Below are 23,230 nucleotides of genomic sequence, written 5' to 3' on the forward strand. Positions count from 1 at the left end.
TCATGGATACCGGTACCTTTCGCGGCATCATCACCGGTCTGCTGATCATCGCCTTCCTCGGCATCGTCTGGTGGGCCTATTCCCGTCGGCGCAAGCCGGACTTCGACGAAGCGGCTCACTTGCCGTTCGCCGATGAAGACGAACAATCGAACCGAGACCGCAGCGCCTCGCAGCAGGGCTCGCACCGCGAGCAGGCAGGCGAAGCCGATTCCCGTAAAGACAGGGGAGACGAAAACGCATGAGCAATCTTTGGGATGACTCCCTTTCCGGGTTCTGGAGCGCCTGGATCATCTTGATCACGTTGGGCTCCATCGCCTTCGCTTTCTGGATCCTGTACTCCAATCGCAAGACCGACAAGGTGCCCGATGCCGAAGGCAACGTGGAAACCACCGGCCATGCCGCCGACGAGATCGAGGAGTACGACAACCCGCTGCCGCGCTGGTGGTTCCAGCTCTATGTCGGCACCGTGGTGTTTTCACTGGGATACCTGCTGCTTTATCCGGGCCTGGGCAACTTTGCCGGCCTGCTCGGCTGGACCCAGGAGGGCCAATGGGAAGAGGAGGTCGCCCGTGCCGAAGAGCGCTTCACGCCGATCTTCGCCCAGTACGAGGAGATCCCGATTCCCGAACTGGCCCAGGACGCCGAAGCCATGCGGGTTGCCGGCCGGATCTTCCAGAACAACTGTGCGGTGTGCCACGGTTCCAACGCTCAGGGCGGCTACGGCTTTCCCGATCTGACCGACGACGACTGGCTGTACGGTGGCGAGCCGGAGCAGATCCTGACCACCCTGGTGCGCGGGCGCAACGGCCTGATGCCCTCCTGGCAGCAGCTCGGCGAGGAGAACATCGAGAACGTCGCCAACCATGTACTGTCGCTCTCTGGCCTGGAGCACGACGCCGAGCGTGCCGAACTGGGTTCGGCGGTCTACACCTCGGTGTGTGCGGCCTGCCACGGGCCCGACGGCACCGGCACCCAGGCGCTGGGCGCGCCCAACCTGACCAACGATACCTGGCTCTACCAGGCCCCCGGTCAGAGCGTCCTCGATTCGGTACGACAGACCCTGCGTAACGGCCGCAACGGCCATATGCCGGCTCAGGAAGCCTACATCGGCGAAGAGCGCGTCCACCTGGTAGCCGCTTATATCTACAGTCTGCGCGACCGCGACTGAGGCCACCCGCCTCCAGGCGGGGCAGTGCGACCCACCGTCGCACTGCCCCGCCAGGCGACGGGCTCTCGATACAATGAAGCCCTCTTCATTGCCTTCCCCATGCGGGCCAGCGTTGCCCGCCGCGAGTCCGACATGAGCGACAAGATTCCCACTCGAGACGTGACCCCGGAAACGGTGGGCCACCACACGCCCCCGGCGACGGTCCGGCAGGACATGTACGCCAAGCGGCGTCATATCTACGTGCGAGAGATCAAAGGGCTCTTCCAGCGAGTACGCCGCGTCGCAAACTGGCTCCTGATGTTGGCCTTCTTCGGCCTGCCGTGGCTGACCTGGGGCGACCGCCCGCTGATCTGGTTCGACCTGCCCGGGCGCGAATTCCACATCTTCGCCGCGACCTTCTATCCCCAGGAATTCATCTTGCTCTCCTGGCTGTTGATCATCTGTGCGTTCGGTCTGTTCTTCATCACCGTGTTCGCCGGGCGCGTATGGTGCGGCTATACCTGTCCGCAGAGCGTGTGGACCTTTCTCTACATCTGGGTGGAGCATCGCCTGGAGGGTTCGCGCAATCGCCGCATCAAGCTCGACAGCGAACCGTTTAGCCTCGACAAGGCCTGGCGCAAGGTCGCCAAGCACGGCGTCTGGCTGGCCATTGCACTGGCCACCGGGGTCACCTTCGTCGGTTACTTCACGCCGATTCGCGATCTCGTGATCGAGCTGCCTACCCTGCAGGCCCATGGCTGGTCATATTTCTGGAGCGGCTTCTTTCTCGTCTTCACCTATCTCAACGCCGGCTGGTTGCGCGAACAGGTGTGCATCTACATGTGCCCCTACGCGCGCTTCCAGTCGGTGATGTTCGACGCCGATACGCTGATCGTCTCCTACGATGCCACCCGCGGCGAGCCCAGGGGCTCGCGCAAGAAGAGCCTCAGCCATGCCGAGGCCCGCGAGGCCGGTCATGGCGACTGCGTCGACTGCGATCTGTGCGTGCAGGTCTGCCCCACCGGCATCGACATTCGCAACGGACTGCAATACGAGTGCATTACCTGCGCGGCGTGCATCGATGCCTGCGACAGCGTGATGGACCGCATGAACTATCCGCGCGGACTGATTCGCTACACCACCGAGAACGCGCTCGAGGCAAAGCGGTCTCATATCCTACGCCCTCGCCTGCTCGGTTACTTCGCCGCCCTGATGGTGATGATCGGTCTGTTCGTCTGGGCGCTGGGCGACCGCATGCCACTCAATTTCGAAGTGGAACGCGAGCGCGGCCAGCTCTACCAGATGACCCGTGACGGACGTATCAGCAACGTCTATACCCTGACGGTACGCAACCTCGACGACCGGGATCATGGCTACCGACTCGACGTCCGCGGCCTGCCCGGCCTCGAACTCGACACCGAGACGCTACAGGCACCGGCCGGCACCTCACGGCTGTTCGCCGTGCAGGTCACCGCCGACCCCGCCGTGCTGGAGCTGCCCAGCCATCCGATCGAGTTGCTGCTGCAGTCGCAGTACGACGAGAACATCGCGCTCGAGCGCGAAACCCGCTTCATCGGCAATACCCGGAGATGACCGAAATGCACACTCACGCTCCCTGGTACAAGCAGTTTTGGCCCTGGTTCCTGCTCGGCCTGCTATTTTCGGCAATCATCGTCAGCTCGACCTTTGCCGTGCTCTCGGTCCGCTCCTTCGACGGCATGGTCCAGGAGGACTACTATGAGCATGGTCGCGCCATCAACATAGTGCTGGCCAAGCAGCAGCGCGCCAACGAGCTGAATCTCGGTGCCGACCTGCGCATCGACCCACTGACCAGCGACATCATCGTCCAGCTCGATGGCGAGGACCGCCCCGAGCAGCTCCACCTGCGACTGATCTTCCCCACGCAGGACGACCGCGACCAGGACCTGACGCTGGTGCACGTGCGCGACGGCCGCTACCTGGGCCAGGCACCCGACAATCTGCGTCACCGCTGGTACCTGCAACTGCAGCCCAGCACTGAAGCGGCCGAGTGGCGCCTGGTGGGCGAGGCACGCTTTCCCAGCGAGGAGAGCTTCAGCCTCACGCCTGGCGTACCGCAGCGCAGCTGATACGAGCAATGACGCCCCTTGACGGATAACGACATGAGCCTGACCGCCAGCCAGGCGGAGACGAGCCCGAGCTGCTATCACTGCGGCAACCAGGTGCCTGCCCAGGCCCCCTGGTCGATCACGCTCGACGAGGCCACTCATCCTCTGTGCTGCCCCGGCTGCGAAGCGGTGGCCCATGCCATCGTCGATGGCGGGCTGGCCAGCTACTATCGCTTCCGCACCGAGCTACCGGAACGCCCCGACGAGCGGCAGGCAGTCAAGGCGGAGACCTGGGCGGTATTCGACGACCCCGGCCTGCAGCGTCAGTTCGTCCACGCCGACGGGGATACCGGTCAGGTCCACGCGACGCTGGCGGTGGACGGCATCACCTGTGCCGCCTGTGCCTGGCTGATAGAGCACCGGCTAAACGCTCTCGAGGGGGTCACATCCAGCGCCGTCAACCTTAGCCACCATCGCGTGCGCGTGGCCTGGGATCCGACCCGACTGAAGCTGTCACGTCTACTCGCCGAAATGGCCGCCATCGGCTACGCTGCTCAGCCCTACGAACCCGACGCGGCCCAGCAACGTCTTCAGTTCGAGGAGCGCATGAATATCCGTCGCCTGATCGTGGCCGCGGTAGGCATGGCGCAGGTGATGATGTTCTCGATTCCCATCTACGTGTCCGGCCCCGGCGAGATCAGCGAGGACTTCTATGCCCTCTTTCACTGGCTCTCGTTCGCCCTGGCCACGCCGGTGGTGTTCTTCTCGGCCATGCCGTTCTTTCGCAATGCCGCACGCGACCTGCGTGCCCGTATGCTGGGCATGGACGTGCCGGTCTCCATCGCCATCGGCGGCGCCTATTTCGCCAGTGCCTATGCCGTACTCTCGGGCACCGGAGAGGTCTACTTCGACTCGGTGACGATGTTCACCTTCTTCCTGCTCTTCGGACGCTACGTCGAAGCGCGCGCGCGGCGCCGCAGTGGCCATACCGGCAACGCCTTGAGCGGCGCCCTGCCACTCTCCGCGGTGCGCCTGGAGGAGAACGGCGAAGAGCGCATCCTGCCCGCCAGCGAACTCGCCGCAGGTGACCGCGTCGTGATCAAGCCCGGCCACGGCGTGCCTGCCGACGGCGTGATCGAGGAGGGCGAATCGAGCCTCGACGAATCGATGCTCACCGGCGAATACTTGCCGGTGACCCGCCGCGTCGGTGATGGCGTTACCGGTGGCAGCCAGAACATCGAGAGTCCGCTGGTAGTGCGTGTCACGCATGCCGGCAAAGAGGCGCGCGTGGCCGGCATCGTCGACCTCACCGACCGCGCCTTCGCCAGCCGGCCGCGCCTGGCGCAGATGGCGGCACGCATGTCGCATCTGTTCGTGCTGCGCCTGCTGCTGGTCACGGCCGTGGTCGCCACCGCCTGGTGGTTCATCGATCCCTCTCGGATGCTGTGGGTGACGCTCTCGGTGCTGGTTGTGACCTGCCCCTGCGCCCTGGCGCTCGCCACGCCCACCGCGCTCACCGCCGGCCACGGCCAACTGCGGCGAAGGGGCGTGCTGATCACGCGCGCCGATGCCATCGAATCGCTGTCCCAGGTCGATCGGGTGATCTTCGACAAGACCGGCACGTTGACCTGCGGCGAGATGCAGTTGGTCGACACATGCACGCTCGGGGGAATCGCAGCGCAGCGCGCCAGGACAATCGGTGCAGCGCTAGAGGCCCGCTCGGAGCATCCCATTGCCCGCACCTTCCGCCCCTGGCGCGATGCCACGCTGGAGGCGAGTGACAGGAGAAGCTGCACCGGCCAAGGCGTGGAGGGAGTGATCGACGGCAAGCGCTGGCGCCTTGGGCGCCCCGACTTCGTCTGCCCCGGCCAGGCTCCCGAGGCGCCGGGTGACGGACAATGGCTGCTGCTCGGCGAGGCCGGCGAGCCGCGCGCCTGGTTCGCCCTGCGCGATAGGCTGCGCGACGACGCCGCCGAGAGCGTGGCAGCGCTGAAGGCTCGCGGCATGCAGGTCGAGCTGCTCTCGGGCGACACGCCCAGTGCCGTGAGCGGCCTGGCCGAGCAGTTGGGCATCGACACCTGGCATGCCGGCGTCAGCCCGGAAGGCAAGCTCGAGCGCATCCGCGCGTGCCAAGCCGTCGGCGAGAAGGTCGCCATGATCGGCGACGGTATCAACGACGTGCCGGTACTGGCCGGCGCCGACGTCTCGATTGCCATGAACGGCGCCACCGACCTGGCCCGCACCAGCGCCGACGCGGTATTGCTGAGTCCGCGCCTGATGCGTATCGTCGAGGCGATCGAAATCGCCCGCTCCACGCGGCATATCATGCGCCAGAACATGATCTGGTCGGTGTTCTACAATTTCTCGGCCCTGCCGCTGGCCGCCATCGGCATCGTGCCGCCCTGGGTCGCGGCGCTGGGCATGTCGGGCAGTTCGCTGGTGGTGGTGGGCAATGCGCTGCGCCTCAACCGCTTCCGCCTGCGTCCCGGCCCGATATCGAGCCCCGACGCACGATTGGTGAATGCATGACGATTCTTTACCTGCTCATCCCGCTCTCGCTGATCCTGCTCGGCCTGGCCGTATGGGCCTTCTTCTGGGCAGTCAAGAACGACCAGTTCGAGGACCTCGAGGGCCCGGCCCATCGCATCCTGTTCGATGATGACGAGAACGACCTGCCCCCGGCGGAGCGCGAGAGACGGCGCCAGGCCGCCCAGCGCAAGCCATCCGAAGAGGGCGACGGCCCGGCGGAGCGCTGATGGATCCCACCGGACTCGGTCTGCCGCCACTGCTGGCGGCCTTCGTCTTCGGCCTGCTCGGTGGCGCGCACTGCATCGGCATGTGCGGCGGCATCATGAGCGCACTGACCTTCGCCGTCCCTCCCAGCATGCGCAGCCCCGCCCGGCTCACCGGGCTGCTGCTCGGCTACAACCTTGGCCGTATCCTGAGCTACATGGCCGCCGGCACGCTGGTCGCCTCGCTCGGCACCGTGGTGGCATTGACGCCGGCCGCCCGCACGGGGCTGCAGCTGTTCGCCGCCGTCATGTTGATCCTGATGGCGCTCTATATCGCCAACTGGTGGAAGGGTCTGTTGCGGGTGGAAGCCGTGGGCAGGCACCTGTGGCGCTATCTGGAGCCCATCGGCAAGCGGCTGATGCCGGTAGTGAAAATCCCCCAGGCCATCGGCCTCGGCGCGGTATGGGGCTGGCTGCCCTGCGGGCTGGTCTATTCGATGCTGGCCTGGAGCCTGGCTACGGCGGATCCGCTGCGCGGCGCGGCGCTGATGGGTGCCTTCGGGCTCGGCACCCTGCCCTCGCTGTTGGTCACCGGCTTCGCCGCGCGCCAGTTGGGCGCCTTGATACGCCACCCGGCGACCCGCACCCTGGCTGCCCTCGCCATCATCGCCTTCGCCTTGTGGCAGGTCGTCGTCCTGCTACCGCTGGGTGCCACGGGTCATCATTGACGGCGCTGTGCCCTGCTGCCGCTGAACGCCTCGCAGCGGGCTGGGACGGTCCGCATGGTTGGTTGTCGCAAGGGGCATTTCACCTGCATCATTAATGTTCCATAATGCCTCCATGACGATGATCAAGGAGGTGGAGCATGCCGGTCAACGCGGCCAATGCGCTCGGCAAGCGGCGCTCACTGCTGCATGAAACCCGCTGCCAGAACTGCAGCTTGAGTTCGCTGTGCCTGCCTCTCGCTCTGGAACTCGAGGACATGGAGCAGTTCGATGCGATCATCCGACGCCGCTCTCCACTGAAGAAGGGCGAGTCATTGTTCCGCCAGGGCAGTGCCTTCAACAGCGTCTTTGCCGTTCGCTCGGGCAGCCTCAAGCAGATCACCACCGAGGGCTCGGGCGAGGATCAGGTCACTAATTTCTACCTGCCCAGTGAGCTGGTCGGCCTCGACGGCATCGATGAGCAGATCTACCCCGGCAGCGTGATCGCGCTCGAGACCACCACCGTGTGCGAGATTCCCTTCGATCGCCTCGACAGCCTCTCCGAGCAACTGCCCGAACTGCGTGGCCAGCTCTACCGCAGCATGAGCAAGGAGCTGCGCGACGACCGCAAGATGATGCGCCTGCTGTCGCGCAAGACCGCCGACCAGCGCCTGGCCAGCTTCTTCTCCAGCCTGTCGGACCGCTTCCGTCGCCGCGGCTATTCGCCCTACAGCTTCCGCCTCTCCATGTCGCGGGCCGATATCGGCAATTACCTGGGCCTGGCGGTGGAGACGGTCAGCCGCATTCTGGGCCGCTTCCAGCAGCAGGGGCTGGTCGAGGTCTCGGGACGCGAAGTGAACATACTCCATCTCGAGGCCCTGGTGGCCCAGGCGCAGGACGATCACTGAGCCATACGGCGACAAGTTGAAAGACGAGAGACCCGCGCGGCCAATGCCGGCGGGTCTCTCGCTTTGCGCTTTGGATCGGCTGTTTCGGGCTCAGCCGCCGGGCGACAGATCCAACGCGTCGATCCGGCGCTCGCACAATCGGGCCTGCTTGGCTTCGAGCCCCTCGAAGTCGAACAGCTCGCGGTCGGCCAACTGCGAGGGCGCCACGTTGGTCACCGCCTTGAACATGGATTCGATGCGCCCGGGATGCTTGCGCTCCCACTCGGCCAGCATCTCCTTGACCACTTGGCGCTGCATGTTGGGCTGCGAACCGCACAGGTTGCAGGGAATGATGGGGAAGTCCATCAGTCGCGCGAATTCGGCGATGTCCGCCTCGCGGCAGTAGGCCAAGGGGCGGATGACGATGTTCTTACCGTCGTCGGAAAGCAGCTTGGGCGGCATGGCCTTGAGGCTGCCGCCATAGAACATGTTGAGGAACAGCGTTTCGAGGATATCCTCTCGATGATGCCCCAACGCCACCTTGGTCGCGCCTATCTCCTCGGCGAAGCCATATAGCGAACCACGACGCAGCCGTGAACAGAGCGCGCAGGTGGTCTTGCCCTCCGGGGTCTTCTCCTTTACCACCGAATAGGTGTCACGCTCGAGGATGTAGTACTCGACGCCGGTGGATTCCAGATATTCGGGCAGGACGTGCTCGGGGAATCCCGGCTGCTTCTGGTCGAGATTGACCGCCACCAGCGAGAAATTCACCGGTGCATTGCGCTGCAGGTTACGCAGGATCTCGAGCATGGTGTAGCTGTCTTTGCCACCTGACAGGCAGACCATGACCCGATCACCCTCGTGGATCATGCCGTAGTCGATGATGGCATTGCCCACCTGGCGGCGCAGGCGCTTCTGCAGCTTGTTGAATTCACGACGAGCCTTGGCGTTGAGCTCGTCCAGCGGCGAACTCTTCCCGCTCTCCTCGCCCTGCTCCTGGTGAGCGTCGGGGCTGGCGGCAACAAGGGGATCGAAAATCGCGGCGTCTTGCATGGTCACGGGTAGCCAGAGCGTAGTGAATGACGGGGCCATCCTAACACTGCCGCTGCCCGGAGGCGACGCCATGGCAACGATTCAGCACCTCATGCCTCGCAGCGGTCCTGTAGCACGGCCCGCTCCAGGCGCAGGTACATCAGTGCCGTGGTCACGGCGTCACCGAGTGCGGTATTACGCCCCATGACAGGTACGCCGAGAGTCTCCGCCACTGCCTCGAAGCGCTGCGCGCGAGGCTCGGGTTCCATCACGCTACGGCGCTGCTGTCGGTGATACAGCTGTGCCACGTCGATACCGCTATTGGGCAGGTCGAAACCGAAGCGCGAACGAATCTGGCGATTGAGGATGGCCAGGTCGAAGTCGAGCCGCCAACCCAGTAGCGGGCGGTTGCCGATGAAGTCGAGCAGCGTTACCAATGCGTCGTCCAGGCTGACGCCGTCATCCAGGTCAATGCCGCGCAGACCATGCACGCGGATGGAGTCGCCGGTCAGTGTTGCGGGGCGCTTCAGGCGTAAATCAAGCGACTCGCTGGTCAGCACCCTGTCGCCACGTACCTTGACCGCACCGATGGACACGGGCTCGGCGATACGCGTATCGACACCGGTGGTTTCGCAGTCGATGGCTACCAGTTCATCCCCGGTATAGGGACGGAATAGCCAGCCATACTCGCCGCCCGCATGACGGCGACGATCATTGGCCCGGCGCAGAACTCGAAACATGCCGTTCCTCCTTGGTTCGCTCCTGCCTGCCTCTCGCGCCTGTCGGCCTCAGGAATACTCGAGGTGATAGCGCTGCGACAGGCTCTGCTTGAAGTCCTTGACGATATGCAGTGCCTCTCGCAGCAAGTCGCGCTCCAGCGACGACAGCTGCTGCACCACGACACGATCCGGGCTTTTGCTGGCGACATCGTCGTCCAGCCGTTCCAGCTGCTGCTTCAGGCGCAGCTCGGTGAACAGTGACAGCGCCTCGGCCAGATTCTCCGCGACTCGCTCCTCCAGCCTTCCATCCGCGGCCAAGGCCTCGAGCCGCTCCAATGTCGAAGTGGGCTTGACTGCCCGCTCCAACGCCATGGTGCGCACCCCATGCACGATGGGAAAGATGCCGCCCTTCTTGATATCGATGCCGTGTTGAGGCTTCTTCAGCGAACCGAACAAGGTCAGTGGTGTGGAGAAGCGCAGCGCAGCGCGAGCGAAATAGGAGAGCAGCAGCTCGTCACGCGAGCACTGCTCGAAGAGGGACTGGCGCACGCGGTCGAGCAGCGCCGGGTTGCCGGCCACGGCATGGGAATCGAGCATGATGGCAAGCTTCATCAGGCTATCGCCGTCACGCTTCTCGGCCCAGCGGGCGATACGCTCGCGCCACTGCGACACGCTCCCGACCCATTCGGGATTGGATACCATGATATTGCCCGGACAGGGCGGGTAACCGAGTTCGATCAATGTTTCGGTGAGGCGCTGCATCTGCGTTTCGACACCCGGCCACTCGAGCCCATCGGCGAGTATCAGGCCGTTGTCCTGGTCGGTCTTGAGGATTTGCTCACCGCGCCCCTCGCTGCCCATCACCATCAGGCAGCTTTCCTGATGGTAGCGCTCGTCGATGAGAAAACCCCAGGCCTTGGATATGATGCGTCCGTTGAGCGCCGCCAGCAGATCCATGGCGAAACGCAGCTTGACGCCCTGGGCCATGAGCGCCTTGACCAGCTCCGGCGTACGGCGGCTGGCGCGAAACAGGGCCTCGAGGCTGTCCGCCTGTTCGACTTGCAGGCTCACTACATAGCTGCGGCTGGAGAAGTAGCTGAGCACATCGGTGAGTTCCACGACACCGATCGGCGGGGCTTGTTCCTCTCCTCGCTCCATGACCACGACCCGTTCCACCTTGAAGCGGGTCATCATGACGAGTACTTCGAACAGGTACTGATCGGGGCGTACCGTGACCAGCTCGAAATGAGCGATCTCCTGAAGCGAACTCTCCTTGTCACGCTCCTGGAGCACCAGCGCTTCGAGCAAGTCGGTCTTGGTCACCATTCCCGCTCCGCTGTCGCCCTCCACCAGCAGGCTGTCGGCGTGGCTCTCGTGCAGCCTCGCCACCGCCTCGGCGATGGTTGTCTCCGCCCCCATGCATAGCGGCGGTCGCATGCATTCGCTGACCTTGGCCAGCATGAAGCCGGCCATTGTCACGCCACCCTCGGCGCGCTGCTCGGTCAGCAGACGAGCCTTGTGCGCCAGGGTCTGGCGAAAGAACTCGGCAAAGGCGGGATAGTCGTCGCACAGCTGCAGGAACAACGCTTTTGGCAACAGGTAGCAGAGGCACTCCTGTTCGGTACGAAAGCGGTAGCGACTCTTTCCGTTGAGAATGCTGATGGCACCGAACAGATCGCCTGCCGTGTAGTGCCCGATTCGTTCCCGAGCTCCCGGCAGGGTGGTATCCAGTTCAGCCACCTCTCCCTTGTGGATGAGAAAGACGTATTCTCCGGGCTGGCCGGTCTCGAGGATGACCTCGTCGCGGTCGAAGTAGGCCAGGTCGATGCCATTGCGGACGCGATCACGCCCCTCTTCACTCAGAAAGGAGAACGGGGGTTGGGAAAGATCGACATCGACCATGTTGGAGCCCTCGTTGTGCGGCCGTCATCGCCGTCAGCACCCGAACGAGTCTGAAAGGAGGCCTGGCGAGCAGGTCACAGTACCAAGGGGAAGCCCAAGCCTATGCCATGCACATCCCTGTCGCCTGAAACATTAGCGAAACAACCCCTCTCTATTTCGATGCCATTGGCATCGAACAGGACTTCTTGAGGCAGAATAACAGCCCTCACTTTCAAGACATAACCTAGACCAACGTCAAAGGGGGGAAACTTCCCGCGCCGCATTCAGCACTAGACAATGGTCTTACAATGAAGGATATAGACAAAAGTACAACGCTAGACAATCGTCCTATCGGTTCAAAACCGACCACACCAACTTTCGACAAAAGACATAATAATTTATTGTTTTTAAAGGGAAATAGCATCAATAAGATCATTATAGTTTGCTCATGATACCAAAGTCTGGGATTTTATTTTTCTCATTTATTGACCACTATTGTCCCTGTGTCATCCAGGGCAAATCGCACCTTGATAAAGCGATTCGACTATCGGTAACCAGACGTGGTGGGAAGTGCGGCTCGTCCGCAGGGAGCATGGGAACATCAGACGCTGGCCAGCGTCATCGTCCTTACCACTCGACTCGCTTAGTACGTCCTGATGAAGCTTGGCAACTCTCTTGACGACTTCCCAACCTTAAAAACAAGTGGAGAGCAACACTATGGCTGATGACAAATCCAACGCGACTGCATACTGGAAGGCGAACCTACGCCTGATAACCGGCTGCATGATCGTCTGGGCATTCGTCTCTTACGGCTGTGCCATCCTGTTCCGCCCCCTGCTTTCAGGGATCCATTCTGACCTTCATCGTCCTGATCTTCTTCTATGCCTGGAAGATGAATCGGCTCGACAAGCAGTTCGGCCTCGGGGAGTAAGCCAGCATGAGTCAATTTGCCATCAACCTGTTATTCGTTGGCGGATCCTTTGCCCTCTATATTGGCATCGCGATTTGGGCCAAGGCAGGCTCGACCAAGGACTTCTACGTCGCCGGCGGCGGGGTCCATCCGATCACGAACGGCATGGCGATCGGCGCCGACTGGATGTCGGCGGCGTCGTTCATCTCAATGGCAGGCCTCATCGCTGCTGGCGGCTATGCCAACTCTACCTTCCTGATGGGCTGGACCGGTGGTTACGTGCTGCTGGCCATGCTGCTCGCGCCGTACCTGCGTAAGTTCGGCAAGTTCACCGTGCCCGAGTTCATCGGTGACCGCTTCTACAGCAAGCAGGCCCGGCTGGTGGCGGTAATCTGTTTGATCGTGGCCTCGGTAACCTACGTTATCGGCCAGATGGCGGGTGCGGGCGTGGCATTCTCCCGCTTCCTCGAGGTCGAAGCGACTACCGGCCTGATCATTGCTGCCGTGGTGGTGTTCTTCTATGCGGTGCTCGGCGGCATGAAGGGGATCACCTATACCCAGGTGGCCCAGTACATCGTGCTCATCGTCGCCTATACCATTCCCGCTGTGTTCATCTCCCTGGAGTTGACCGGCAACCCGCTTCCGCCGCTGGGCCTGTTCTCCGACCATGCCGAGTCCGGCGTGCCGCTGCTGACCAAGCTCAACGAGGTGGTCACCGCGCTGGGTTTCAATGAATACACGGCGGACGTGGACAACAAGCTCAACATGGTACTGTTCACTCTGACGCTGATGATCGGTACCGCTGGTCTGCCGCACGTCATCATCCGCTTCTTCACCGTGCCGAAGGTGGCCGACGCGCGTTGGTCCGCCGGCTGGGCCCTGGTGTTCATCGGCCTGCTCTACCTGACCGCTCCGGCCGTGGCCTCCATGGCGCGCCTGAACCTGGCGACTACCATCTATCCGGAGATGGCCGGCCAGGTCGAGAACATGGAGGAAGCCGCTACCAACCCCATCCTCTATGAGGACCGTCCCGAGTGGATCCGCACCTGGGAGGAAACCGGCCTGATCGCCTTCGAGGATCTCAACGACGACGGCCGCATCCAGTTCTACAACGGCAGCGCCGACTTTACCGATCGTGGCTGGGAGGGCAACGAGCTGACCGTCAACAACGACATTCTGGTGCTGGCCAACCCAGAGATCGCCAACCTGCCCGGCTGGGTCATCGGCTTGATTGCCGCGGGCGGCCTGGCGGCGGCCCTATCAACTGCCGCAGGCCTGCTGCTGGCGATCTCCTCGGCGATCAGTCACGATCTGATCAAGGGCTCGATCAACCCCGGCATCTCGGAGAAAGGCGAGCTGATGGCGGCTCGGATATCGATGTCCGTCGCCATCGTCGTGGCCACCTACCTGGGGGCCAACCCGCCAGGGTTCGCCGCTCAGGTGGTGGCACTGGCCTTCGGTATCGCCGCCGCCTCGCTGTTCCCGGCACTGATGATGGGGATCTTCTCCAAGCGGGTGAACAATGTGGGTGCCGTCGCCGGCATGCTGTCCGGCCTGGTCTTCACCCTGGCGTATATCTTCGTCTACAAGGGCTGGTTCTTCATTCCGGGAACCAACAACCTGCCGGACACGCCGGACAACTGGGTGCTGGGCATTTCGCCGCTGTCCATCGGCGCGATCGGTGCCCTCATCAACTTCGCCGTGGCATTCGCCGCTTCCAAGGCGACCCAGGCACCGCCCCAGGAGATTCAGGATCTGGTGGAAAGCGTTCGCTATCCCAAGGGCGCTGGCATGGCGGTCGACCACTGAGTCATAATCCCACCCCGGCGTCGTCCCGGCGCCGGAACCCATCTCACATCGGGCTTCCTTCGGGAAGCCCGATGGCTGTCAGGAAGCTTCCAACATGATTTGGCACTTGATTGCGGCGGTCTTCGCCGGACTGGGCGCTGCGGGCGTCGGATTACTGCTCCGAACCCTGAGCGGCAAGCGGCTGCCCAGCTGGATCGTCCCGGTCTTCGCCGGACTGGGCATCCTCGGCTACCAGATTAATCACGAGTACAGTTGGTTCGAGCACAAGCGCAGCCAGCTGCCGGCGACGGCGCAGGTGGTCGAAACCGAGGAAGACCGCATGTTCTGGCGCCCCTGGACTTATGCCGTTCCCCTGACAGTCGGCTTCAGCGTGGTCGACCGGAGCAGCATGAGGCAGTTGGAAGCCGATGGTGATCCCCTCGTCGAATTCATTCTCTACCGCTTCGAGAAGGAGTACATGGATCGCCTGGACCACCAGTCCTATTTGATGAACTGCAAGACCCGGGAAATAGTGCCACTGGTTGGCGAAGACCCCAGCCCGAACTTGCAGGCTCTACGTGAAGTGGATTCTTCCTCGCAGCTGTACGAGGCGGTCTGCATCAACGGGTAACGTCCGTCAACGGCCCGGCACGTGCCCTTGCGTCGCAATACCCTTTAGAATGGTCGACAATCTTCTGGGGGGAAGCGCATGTTTGCCGGTTGGCTGCTGATCGCCGTATCACTGCTCTACATCGCCATACTGTTCGGCATCGCCTGGCTGGGCGATCGTAATGCGCGTCGGCGCGGCGCCAGCCGCCAGCGTCCGGTCATCTACATCCTCGCCCTGGCCATCTACTGCACGTCGTGGAGCTTTTACGGGGCGGTCGGTCAGGCGGCGACTTCCGGCTGGTCCTTTGCCAGTATCTATGTCGGACCGATCCTGACCTTCCTGCTGTTCTGGCCGATACTCGCCAAGATGATTCGCGTGGCCAAGCGGCAGAACATCACCTCGATCGCCGACTTCATCGCCTCGCGCTACGGCAAGGCACAATCCCTGGCGGCCTTCGCCAGCCTGGTCGCGCTGATCGGCACTCTGCCCTACATCGCCCTGCAGCTTAAGGCCGTGTCGACCTCGTTCGCCGTGCTGACGGATGCGGCCGACATCACCCATACCCCGCTGTTTGCCGATACGGCCTTCTTCGTTGCCATCGTGATGGCGGCATTCGCCATCCTGTTCGGTACGCGCCACACCGATGCCACCGAGCATCATGAGGGGCTGATCCATGCCGTCGCCTTCGAGTCGATGGTCAAGCTGCTGGCCTTCCTGATCCTTGGCGCCTACGTCACCTGGGGCATGTTCGATGGCCTCGGTGAGCTGATGGCACTGGCCGATAGCCAGATGGAGCTTCAGCGCCAGCTCGCCGACCAGGACTTCGGCCGCGGTTTCTGGGCCCAGACACTGCTGGCGATGCTGGCGATCTTCTGCTTGCCGCGCCAGTTCCACGTCGCCGTGGTGGAAAACACCCATCCCAATGATGCCGCCAAGGCACGCTGGCTGTTCCCGCTCTACCTGGTGGCATTCGCCTTTTTCATCCTGCCCATTGCCGCCGCGGGCCTGGCCCTGTTCCCCGACGGTTCGGTGGAGCCCGATACCTTCGTGCTGGCGCTGCCGATGGCTGCCGGCCAGCAGTGGCTGACCCTGCTCACCTATATCGGCGGCTTCTCCGCGGCGACCGGCATGGTCATCGTGGCCACGGTCGCCGTGTCGATCATGATTTCCAACGAGATCGTGATTCCGCTGCTGTTCCGCCTGCGCTGGCTGGATGCCCGGCCGCGCGACTATGGCCGCCTGGTGCTGCAGGCCCGGCGCATCACCATCGGGGTGATCCTGGCACTGGCCTACGGCTTCTACCAACTGATCGGCGAGTTCACCTCGCTGGCATCGATCGGCATGCTCTCCTTCGCCGCAGCGGCCCAGTTCGCCCCTGCCCTGCTCGGCGGGCTCTACTGGAAACGCGGCAATCGCCTAGGGGTCGTGGTGGGCATGAACGCCGGTTTCGCCATCTGGGCCTATAGCCTGCTGATGCCGGGAATGATCCAGGCGGGCGTGCTGCCGGCCGAATGGCTCGCCGGTGGCCCTTTCGGCCACCCCTGGCTGACGCCCACTGCACTGTTCGGGCTCAATTTCGGCGACTCCTTCACCCATGGCGTAATGCTCTCGCTCGGGGTCAACCTGTTCTGCTACATCTTCGTTTCCCAGGTCACCTCGCAGCGGGTGGTCGAACGCATCCAGGCCTCGCTGTTCGTCGACAGCGTCGAAACCCGCCAGACCTCGGTCAACCGCCCCTGGACCGGCGCCACCACGGTGGGCGACCTCAAGGTACTGTGCGAGCGCTTCCTCGGCGCCGGCCAGGTGGCTCGTGCGTTCGACGACTACGCGCGGCGCGCCGGCAAGCCGCTGGAGGATGGCAACCGCGCCTCGATCGACGTGATCCAGTTCACCGAGCGCTTCCTGGCCTCGGTGCTGGGGGCCTCCTCGGCGCGCATCGTGGTCAATTCGGCGCTGCAGGGGCGCGGCATCGGTATTTCCGACGTGATCTCCATCGTCGACGAAGCGTCCCAGGTCCTGGAGTTCAACCGCGCCCTGCTGCAGGCCACCATCGAGAACATCAACCAGGGCATCAGCGTGGTCGACCAGAACATGCGCCTGGTGGTATGGAACCAGCGCTACCTGGAGCTGTTCCGCTTCCCCGACCACCTGATCCGGGTCGGCGCGCCGATGGACAAGATCTTCCGCTATAACGCCCACAACGGCGAATACGGGCCCGGCGACCCCGAGGAGCACGTGCAGCTGCTGATCGACAACATCCGCGAGGGCCAGCCCCACCGCTACGTGCGCTATCGCCAGGACGGCAGCGTGCTCGAGGTACAGGGCAACCCCATGCCGGGCGGCGGTTTCGTCTATACCTACCAGGACATCACCCAGCAGAAGCGCATCGAGGAAGCGCTGATACGCTCCGAGAACAACATCCGCATCTATACCGACAACGTGCCGGCGCTGATCGCCTACTTCGACAAGGAGTGCCGCTACCTCTTCACCAACCGTGCCTACGAACAAGCTTTCGGCATCGACCGCAACGAGGTCATCGGCAAGCACGTCAACAGCGTCATCAGCGATGAGATGGCGCTCGAGCGCGAGCCCTGGATCCACCGGGCGCTGGCTGGCGAGCGAGTCAACTTCGAGGTATCGCTGCGCCTCGGCGACGACCTGCGCTACATGCTGGTGACCTATACCCCACACTTCGGCGACAGCGGTGCCATCCTTGGCTTCTTTGCCCTCTATCAGGACATCACCGAGCGGCGCCTGGCCGAAATCGCCCTGAAAGAAACCAACGAGACCCTGGAAGAGCGGGTACGCGAACGTACCCAGGCACTGTCGGAAGCCAACACCGCACTGCGCCAGGAGAACCGAGTACGGGCCGAGGCCGAGCAGGCCCTGCGCCAGGCCAAGCAGGTGGCGGAGGATGCCAATGCCTCCAAGACCCGCTTCCTTGCCGCCGCCAGTCATGATCTGCTGCAGCCGCTGAATGCGGCACGCCTGTTCACCTCGGCGCTGTCCCAGGAGATGGACGCCGAGGACATGAAGCGCACCATCGGTCATATCGACAACTCGTTGCAGGCCGCCGAGGAACTACTCGGTACGCTGCTCGACATCTCCAAGCTCGACGCCGGCGCCCTCACCCCGCGGCGCAACCACTTCGCGCTGGCCGATATCTTCCGTCCGCTGCGCGCCGAATTCGAAGTCATGGCCGAAGAGCGCGGCCTCGATCTAGTCGTGGTGCCGACCCGCTCCTGGGTCGATAGCGACCCTCAGATGTTGCGGCGGATCGTGCAGAACTTCCTGTCGAACGCGCTGCGCTACACTCAGGAGGGCCGAGTACTGCTGGGTTGCCGGCGCCGCGGTTCGCGCCTGACCATCGAGGTGTGGGACTCGGGCCCGGGCATCCCCGAGTCCAAGCAGGCGGAGATCTTCCAGGAGTTCCGCCGCCTGGACCAGGCCTCACGGCACAAGGAGAGCGAGAAGGGTCTGGGTCTGGGGCTGTCGATCGCCGACCGCATGAGCCGCGTGCTCGATCACCCGATCAAGGTTTTCTCCCGCGAGGGTATCGGCACCATGTTCTCGGTCAGCGTACCTGTGGTGGCCGCACGCAGCGAGGCCGAGCGCGCCGAAGAAGCTGCCTCGCCGCGGCGCGTGGGCAACAAGCTGGTCGGAACCCGAATATTGTGCATCGACAACGAGACGCTGATTCTGGAGGGCATGAAGGCGATGCTCTCGGGCTGGGGCTGCGAAGTCTACACCGCCACCACCATCGGCGGTGCCAAGTCGGTGTTGCGTAACCTCGACGGCGAGCCGGATGCGATACTGGCCGACTATCACCTCGACAACGAAGTGACCGGCCTGATGGCACTGGAAGCGCTGAGCGAACGGTTGCAGGGCGCGGTGCCTGGCATCGTGATCACTGCCGATCGCACCGAGGAGGTAGCCGAGGAGATTCGCCGCAGCGGCTATCACCTGTTGCAGAAGCCGGTTCGCCCCGCCGCCCTGCGAGCCCTGCTGACCCGTACGCTGCAGGCCAGTCGGGCGCCAAGTGCTTAGAGGGAAGAGGGAAGAGGGAAGAGGGAAGAGGGAAGAGGGAAGACAGGCTTTGCCTTTTTCCTTCAAGGCGTAAAGCGCCGTACTTCCCTCTTCAAGCGGCGAAGCCGCGTCTTATGCCTTCTGACCGAAGGTCAGGATTCCACCTTTGGTGGCTCAACCTCGAGCTTCTGCGCCGCGATGACCGCCTGAGTGCGTGAATGCACGCCCAACTTGCGCAGGATGGCGGTGACGTGGGCCTTGATAGTGGCCTCGGAGACGTTCAGCTCATAGGCGATCTGCTTGTTGAGCAGGCCTTCGGTGAGCATGTTGAGCACCCGGAACTGCTGTGGCGTCAAGGAGGCGATAGCCTCGGCGAAACGGGTCTCTTCCTCGTTGGCATCGCCCAGGGAGTCGGCCAGCTCCTGGGGCAGCCACACCTCGCCGTCGAGGATCTCGCCGACCGCCTCGGCGATCAACTGCAACGAAGACGACTTGGGAATGAAGCCTGAAGCCCCGTAGTCGATCGCTCGACGCACCACATGGGGCTCGTCGCTGCCGGAAACCACCGCCACCGGAATGTCCGGTGTCTGCCCCCGCAGTTGAATCAGGCCGGAGAAACCATGCGCACCCGGCATGTGCAGGTCGAGCAGAATCAGGTCGGCATCAGGGTGGCGGGTAACGACCTCACAGGTCGCCTCCATGGTGTCGGCTTCGACGATCTCAGCCTGTGGCGCCAGCTGGCGCAGCGCCTGCGTCAGCGCTGCACGGAACAGCGGATGGTCATCGGCAACGATGAATTTCTGGGCAAAAGCCATGGATTCTCCTCCGGTTCCTCGGGCTCGGGGCCTGGGGCCGCCACTTTGGGCTCTTAGATTGTTCACCGCATGTTACCCCATGCCAGGACGCTTCCCAAGCGTGGGAAACGAGTTGTCGACAATACTTTTCGAACTGGCTCCCTTCGAAGAGAAACCAAGACAACTTTCTTTTCACTTCGAAACAGCAACTCTCTTGATGAATCTAAAAAGCGGCTTCTATCTTCAAAGACGATGGCAGACGCCAGCAGTGCCGGATTCCCGGTAAATGGAAGTACATGGATTGGTATGTCCATGCGGAAAGGATTCAAGGAGTTTTACCATGGCACAGCGTAACCAGAACCCAGGAAATTTCGCCAACGATCCTCAGAAAGCCTCACAGGCCGGACAGAAAGGCGGACAGCGCAGCAGCGGCAATTTCGCCAACGACCCGGAGAAGGCCTCACAGGCCGGACAGAAAGGCGGGCAGCATAGTGGCGGCAACTTCGCCAACGACCCGCAGAAGGCCTCCCAGGCCGGCCAGAAAGGCGGGCAGCATAGTGGCGGCAACTTCGCCAACGACCGTCAGAAGGCCTCCGAAGCCGGTCGCAAAGGCGGCAAGAATCAGGGGCACTAAGCTCCCGGTCGCATAGGGCTGCCGGAGCGATTCCGGCAGCCCTCTTCCTATCACTCGTTTCCACTCGCTCACCTGCAGGCAGATTCGTTACTGGCTCAGCCAGAAGAGCCAGGGCCTCGGTGACGATTCGTCATGAGACGCAGGAGACGTCATGTTTCATCATTCATCCAAGCTGCAGTACCCGGTCAAGGTCGACAAACCGGATCCGGAGTTCGCTATGCTATTGCAGCAGGCGATCGGCGGTGTCGAGGGCGAGATCCGCGTGGCCATGCAGTACTTCTTCCAGGCCATGGGGGCCCGCGGTGATGACAGGATCCGCGATATGCTAATGTCGACGGCGACCGAGGAGCTGGCACACATAGAGATGCTTGCCCATGCGGTGGCGCTCAACCTGGAAGGCGCCCCCGTCTCTTACCAGGAGAAGTCGGCCCAGGATCCCGTGGTACGCGCCATTCTCGGCGGCGCCAACCCTAGACACCTGCTCTCTTCGGGCTTGTCCGCCATGCCCGTCAATTCGAACGGCGTACCGTTCGACATGAGCCACATCTACGCCACAGGTAACGTGGCCGCCGATATGCTGGCCAACGTTACCGCCGAAGCGAGCGGTCGGATGCTGGCGTCGCGCCTGTACAACTGGACGGACGACCACGGCATGAAGGACTTTCTCTCCTTTCTGATAGCTCGCGACACCATGCATCAGCAACAGTGGCTGGCTGTTATCGAGGAAATGGGTGGCATGGAGGCACAGCTCCCGGTACCCAACGCCACGCCCGAGGCTCACGAAGCCATGCAGCACTCCTATTATTACCTCAACACACTGCTCGACAAAGAGGCTCCGCAGGGCCGCTGGTCGCAAGGTCCATCTTTCGACGGTCGCGGCGAGTTTTCGGTCAAAAACCAGCCGGCTCCCGAGGGCCAGGAACCCAAGCTTGGCCCGGCCAAGCCGCACTCAGGCGCTCAGGAGGAGCAGATCAATCCGCCCAAGTGAGCGGATCCATCGATCGCAACTGTAAGGAGACATCATATGGGTACCGAACCGCAGACACCCAAACATCTGGAAGACTGGCTGCGCGACGCTCACGCCATGGAAAAGCAAGCGGAAAAGATGCTGGAAACCCAGGCCAGCCGTCTGGAGCACTACCCGCAGCTCAAAGCGCGCATCGAGCAACACTTGATCGAGACTCGAGGGCAGGCGGAAAGGATCGAGCAATGCATCTCGCTGCTCGGTACCGACCTGTCGGTAGTGAAAGACATCGGCGGCAAGCTGGCCGCATTCGGCCAAGGCATGGGCGGCATGATGGCAAGCGATGAAGTGGTCAAGGGCAGCATGGCCAGCTATGCCTTCGAGCACTTCGAGATCGCCAGCTACAAGGCGTTGATCCAGGCGGCGGAGAAGGCCTCGAGGCCGGAAATCGCGCGTATCTGTGAAGAGATCCTCCGCGAAGAGGAAGCCATGGCGCAGTGGCTGTCCGATCATCTCGACGACACCACTCGGCAGTACCTGGAGCGCGCGGAAGATGACCAACTTACCGCCAAGAAGTGATGCACACCCCAACTCTCCGTGAGTGAAGGGCGTTTCGTAGGCCCCTCCTTCCCCGGCATAGGCCGGGGTTTTTTGCTTGTATCAGCCACGAGCCGTCGCGTCCCGGCACAGCCCGTGCCGAAGAAGAAGATCGCATGAAGAAGGCCGCACCCGACAGGATGCGGCCAGCCAGGCCCGCCATTGCCGGCGCGTCTCACATATGGTCGCGTGGGATCACTTTTTCCCAGTTCTTGGAAAAGACCCGGTAGTCGTCCTCGTAGGCGTCGAGCTGGGCGTGAATGAAGAAGTTGCTTTCATCGCAGCTCAGAATGCTGCGTGTATAAATCTCCACATTCCAGTCGTCGCGCTTGAAGGAACGCTCGGTATAGGTCTCGCCGCGCGCCGAGGTGAAATCGTCATGGAGGGTGGTGTACCACTCCCGCGTGCTGCGACGGATCTCGGTGCCGATGTCCTCGATGCGAAAGTGGCCCTGATCGTTGATCACCTCGAGGGTCGACTCCTTGGTCGCCAGGTCGCGGTGCAGTAGCCAGTTGTGGTCACTGGCTTCGAAGGTGTGGATCTCCAGCGGCGGTGCTTCCTCGGGCTCGTCGAACTCTGGCAGGTGTGCGTCCTCCTCTCCCGGCTTTCGCTCCGGTAGCACCAAGGCACAGCTACTCGGGTAGATCTCGACCTGGGCCGGCTCCGGCGGCAACCAGGCCAACGGCCAGTAGGAGGTCGATACGGACAGACGCAACTGGTGACCTGCGGGGAAACGCTGAGCGATACCGTTCATCGGTATGCGCACCCGGTAGCGCCGGTGCGGTACAAGCGGCTCAGGGTTGGCATCGCTGTCGCGATGCGACAGGTTGAGCAGGCCATAGGTAACCCGTGTCGACTTGCCGTCCGGCGCCACATCGGACAGACGCACCGCCAGCATGGCCTGTGGCTTGTCGCTCGAGAGCTCGAGCTCCACGACGGGCATGCCGAAGATATCGAGCGGTTCCGCCAGCTGTCGGCTACTGAAGATCAACGAACCGCCATCCTCTTCGCGCTGATCACCAGGCAGGTCGGGCGTGGCAGCGTAGGAGCACCACTTGCCGGCGAACAGCCCGACGCTCAGCGGCGACTGCAGCGCCAGTGAGCTTTCATGCTCGTCGCGCTGATGCGGACCGCCATGCCCTTCCCCCATGGCGATGGTATAAGGGCCCAGTCCATAGCGCCTCATGCTGATGTTATCGGACGGCCATCCCGACTCGCCGATCCAGCGCCCAGGGCGTTCAGCATAAGACGTATCGGGGGGAATGCTGTCTTGCTCCCAGGCACGCAGCATGGGTTCGTCCATGATGCCGTTGTCCTTGCCCTTGAGCCAGTAGTCCCACCAGCGCAGGGCCTCTTGAAGAAAGCCGATAGCAGGTCCTGGAAGCCCCTGATGGGGGTACTTGTGTCCCCAGGGGCCGATCAGTCCCTTGCGCGGCACCTCGAGGTGCTGCATCAGGCGTAGCACGGTGTTGGTGAAGCCATCGGCCCAGCCGCCGATGGCATACACCGGGCACTCGATGGCCGAGTAGTATTCGCAAACCGAACTGGTCGACCAGTAGTCGTTACGACGCTGGTTTTCGACCCACTGTTCCAGCCATAGCCCACTGTTCTCCATGCGATCGAACCACATGTCGCGCCAGCGGTTGCCGACGATCATGGGGTCCGGCGGCAGGGTGTTGAAGGCGAACATCACCGTGGCTTCCGACAGGTTGTCGCCG

The 23,230-nt window shown here is 62.9% G+C and carries 19 protein-coding genes and 1 pseudogene; 15 read left to right on the forward strand and 5 right to left on the reverse strand.

The window, feature by feature from the left end:
* Positions 1-2: 2 nt before the first annotated feature.
* The 8 genes from HBJ55_RS04400 to fnr all read left to right on the forward strand — a co-directional run bounded on the left by HBJ55_RS04400 (position 3) and on the right by fnr (position 7,578).
* On the forward strand, positions 3-242 hold the full coding sequence (locus HBJ55_RS04400) for a cbb3-type cytochrome oxidase subunit 3 (protein ID WP_167111429.1): 240 nt from the start codon (positions 3-5) through the stop codon (positions 240-242).
* Positions 239-1,168, forward strand: a complete 930-nt coding sequence (ccoP, locus tag HBJ55_RS04405) for a cytochrome-c oxidase, cbb3-type subunit III (RefSeq protein WP_167111431.1) — start codon at positions 239-241, stop codon at positions 1,166-1,168. The genes HBJ55_RS04400 and ccoP overlap by 4 nt, the downstream gene beginning before the upstream one ends.
* Before the next feature lie 132 nt (positions 1,169-1,300).
* A complete protein-coding gene (gene ccoG, locus HBJ55_RS04410) occupies positions 1,301-2,740 on the forward strand; it encodes a cytochrome c oxidase accessory protein CcoG (RefSeq protein WP_167111433.1) in 1,440 nt (479 codons plus the stop codon).
* A gap of 5 nt (positions 2,741-2,745) precedes the next feature.
* On the forward strand, positions 2,746-3,255 hold the full coding sequence (locus HBJ55_RS04415; RefSeq protein WP_422674168.1) for a FixH family protein: 510 nt from the start codon (positions 2,746-2,748) through the stop codon (positions 3,253-3,255).
* Positions 3,256-3,288: 33 nt separating this feature from the next.
* A complete protein-coding gene (locus HBJ55_RS04420) occupies positions 3,289-5,763 on the forward strand; it encodes a heavy metal translocating P-type ATPase (protein ID WP_167111437.1) in 2,475 nt (824 codons plus the stop codon).
* Complete coding sequence (ccoS, locus tag HBJ55_RS04425; protein WP_167111439.1) at positions 5,760-5,990, forward strand: cbb3-type cytochrome oxidase assembly protein CcoS; 231 nt, start codon at positions 5,760-5,762, stop codon at positions 5,988-5,990. The genes HBJ55_RS04420 and ccoS overlap by 4 nt, the downstream gene beginning before the upstream one ends.
* Positions 5,990-6,694, forward strand: coding sequence for a sulfite exporter TauE/SafE family protein (locus HBJ55_RS04430; protein ID WP_167111442.1), 705 nt, complete (start codon positions 5,990-5,992; stop codon positions 6,692-6,694). The genes ccoS and HBJ55_RS04430 overlap by 1 nt, the downstream gene beginning before the upstream one ends.
* A gap of 137 nt (positions 6,695-6,831) precedes the next feature.
* Positions 6,832-7,578 (forward strand): fumarate/nitrate reduction transcriptional regulator Fnr, encoded by a 747-nt coding sequence (fnr, locus tag HBJ55_RS04435; RefSeq protein ID WP_167111444.1) that lies wholly within the window; start codon positions 6,832-6,834, stop codon positions 7,576-7,578.
* Between the two features lie 90 nt (positions 7,579-7,668).
* Here the strand turns inward: fnr and ttcA are convergent, their stop codons facing one another.
* From ttcA to HBJ55_RS04450, 3 genes are read right to left on the reverse strand one after another with little or no spacing between them, the layout of a single operon-like run.
* The gene (ttcA, locus tag HBJ55_RS04440; protein ID WP_167111446.1) at positions 7,669-8,649 is read right to left on the reverse strand and encodes a tRNA 2-thiocytidine(32) synthetase TtcA; all 981 of its coding nucleotides are present in this window, start codon (positions 8,647-8,649) and stop codon (positions 7,669-7,671) included.
* A 50-nt stretch (positions 8,650-8,699) separates the two neighbouring features.
* Positions 8,700-9,329, reverse strand: coding sequence for a 3'-5' exonuclease (locus HBJ55_RS04445; RefSeq protein ID WP_167111448.1), 630 nt, complete (start codon positions 9,327-9,329; stop codon positions 8,700-8,702).
* A gap of 48 nt (positions 9,330-9,377) precedes the next feature.
* Complete coding sequence (locus HBJ55_RS04450; protein ID WP_167111450.1) at positions 9,378-11,210, reverse strand: DUF294 nucleotidyltransferase-like domain-containing protein; 1,833 nt, start codon at positions 11,208-11,210, stop codon at positions 9,378-9,380.
* A 696-nt stretch (positions 11,211-11,906) separates the two neighbouring features.
* Between HBJ55_RS04450 and HBJ55_RS04455 the strand changes: the two are divergent.
* The 4 genes and pseudogenes from HBJ55_RS04455 to HBJ55_RS04470 all read left to right on the forward strand — a co-directional run bounded on the left by HBJ55_RS04455 (position 11,907) and on the right by HBJ55_RS04470 (position 18,544).
* Positions 11,907-12,120, forward strand: a pseudogene (locus tag HBJ55_RS04455) (DUF4212 domain-containing protein).
* Between the two features lie 6 nt (positions 12,121-12,126).
* Positions 12,127-13,908, forward strand: coding sequence for a sodium:solute symporter family protein (locus HBJ55_RS04460; RefSeq protein ID WP_167111452.1), 1,782 nt, complete (start codon positions 12,127-12,129; stop codon positions 13,906-13,908).
* Positions 13,909-14,002: 94 nt separating this feature from the next.
* Positions 14,003-14,518: a hypothetical protein gene (locus tag HBJ55_RS04465; protein ID WP_167111454.1), complete on the forward strand. Its 516-nt coding sequence runs from the start codon at positions 14,003-14,005 to the stop codon at positions 14,516-14,518.
* 78 nt (positions 14,519-14,596) lie between these two features.
* Positions 14,597-18,544 carry a hybrid sensor histidine kinase/response regulator gene (locus HBJ55_RS04470; protein ID WP_167111456.1) on the forward strand — a complete coding sequence of 1,316 codons (3,948 nt, stop codon included), beginning with the start codon at positions 14,597-14,599 and terminating at the stop codon, positions 18,542-18,544.
* A gap of 131 nt (positions 18,545-18,675) precedes the next feature.
* Here the strand turns inward: HBJ55_RS04470 and HBJ55_RS04475 are convergent, their stop codons facing one another.
* Positions 18,676-19,338, reverse strand: a complete 663-nt coding sequence (locus tag HBJ55_RS04475) for a response regulator (RefSeq protein ID WP_167111458.1) — start codon at positions 19,336-19,338, stop codon at positions 18,676-18,678.
* Positions 19,339-19,657: 319 nt separating this feature from the next.
* Here HBJ55_RS04475 and HBJ55_RS22685 point away from each other — a divergent pair, with 319 nt between their 5' ends.
* The 3 genes from HBJ55_RS22685 to HBJ55_RS04490 all read left to right on the forward strand — a co-directional run bounded on the left by HBJ55_RS22685 (position 19,658) and on the right by HBJ55_RS04490 (position 21,494).
* Complete coding sequence (locus HBJ55_RS22685) at positions 19,658-19,951, forward strand: con-10 family general stress protein (RefSeq protein ID WP_167111460.1); 294 nt, start codon at positions 19,658-19,660, stop codon at positions 19,949-19,951.
* A gap of 151 nt (positions 19,952-20,102) precedes the next feature.
* Positions 20,103-20,939, forward strand: coding sequence for a manganese catalase family protein (locus HBJ55_RS04485; RefSeq protein ID WP_167111462.1), 837 nt, complete (start codon positions 20,103-20,105; stop codon positions 20,937-20,939).
* A 36-nt stretch (positions 20,940-20,975) separates the two neighbouring features.
* Positions 20,976-21,494: a ferritin-like domain-containing protein gene (locus tag HBJ55_RS04490; protein ID WP_167111464.1), complete on the forward strand. Its 519-nt coding sequence runs from the start codon at positions 20,976-20,978 to the stop codon at positions 21,492-21,494.
* 193 nt (positions 21,495-21,687) lie between these two features.
* Here HBJ55_RS04490 and HBJ55_RS04495 read toward each other — a convergent pair.
* Positions 21,688-23,230 (reverse strand): CocE/NonD family hydrolase (locus tag HBJ55_RS04495; RefSeq protein ID WP_167111466.1); only part of this gene is annotated, 1,543 nt, incomplete at its 5' end.

It is taken from the genome of Billgrantia bachuensis, assembly GCF_011742165.1.
Classification (GTDB): domain Bacteria; phylum Pseudomonadota; class Gammaproteobacteria; order Pseudomonadales; family Halomonadaceae; genus Halomonas; species Halomonas bachuensis.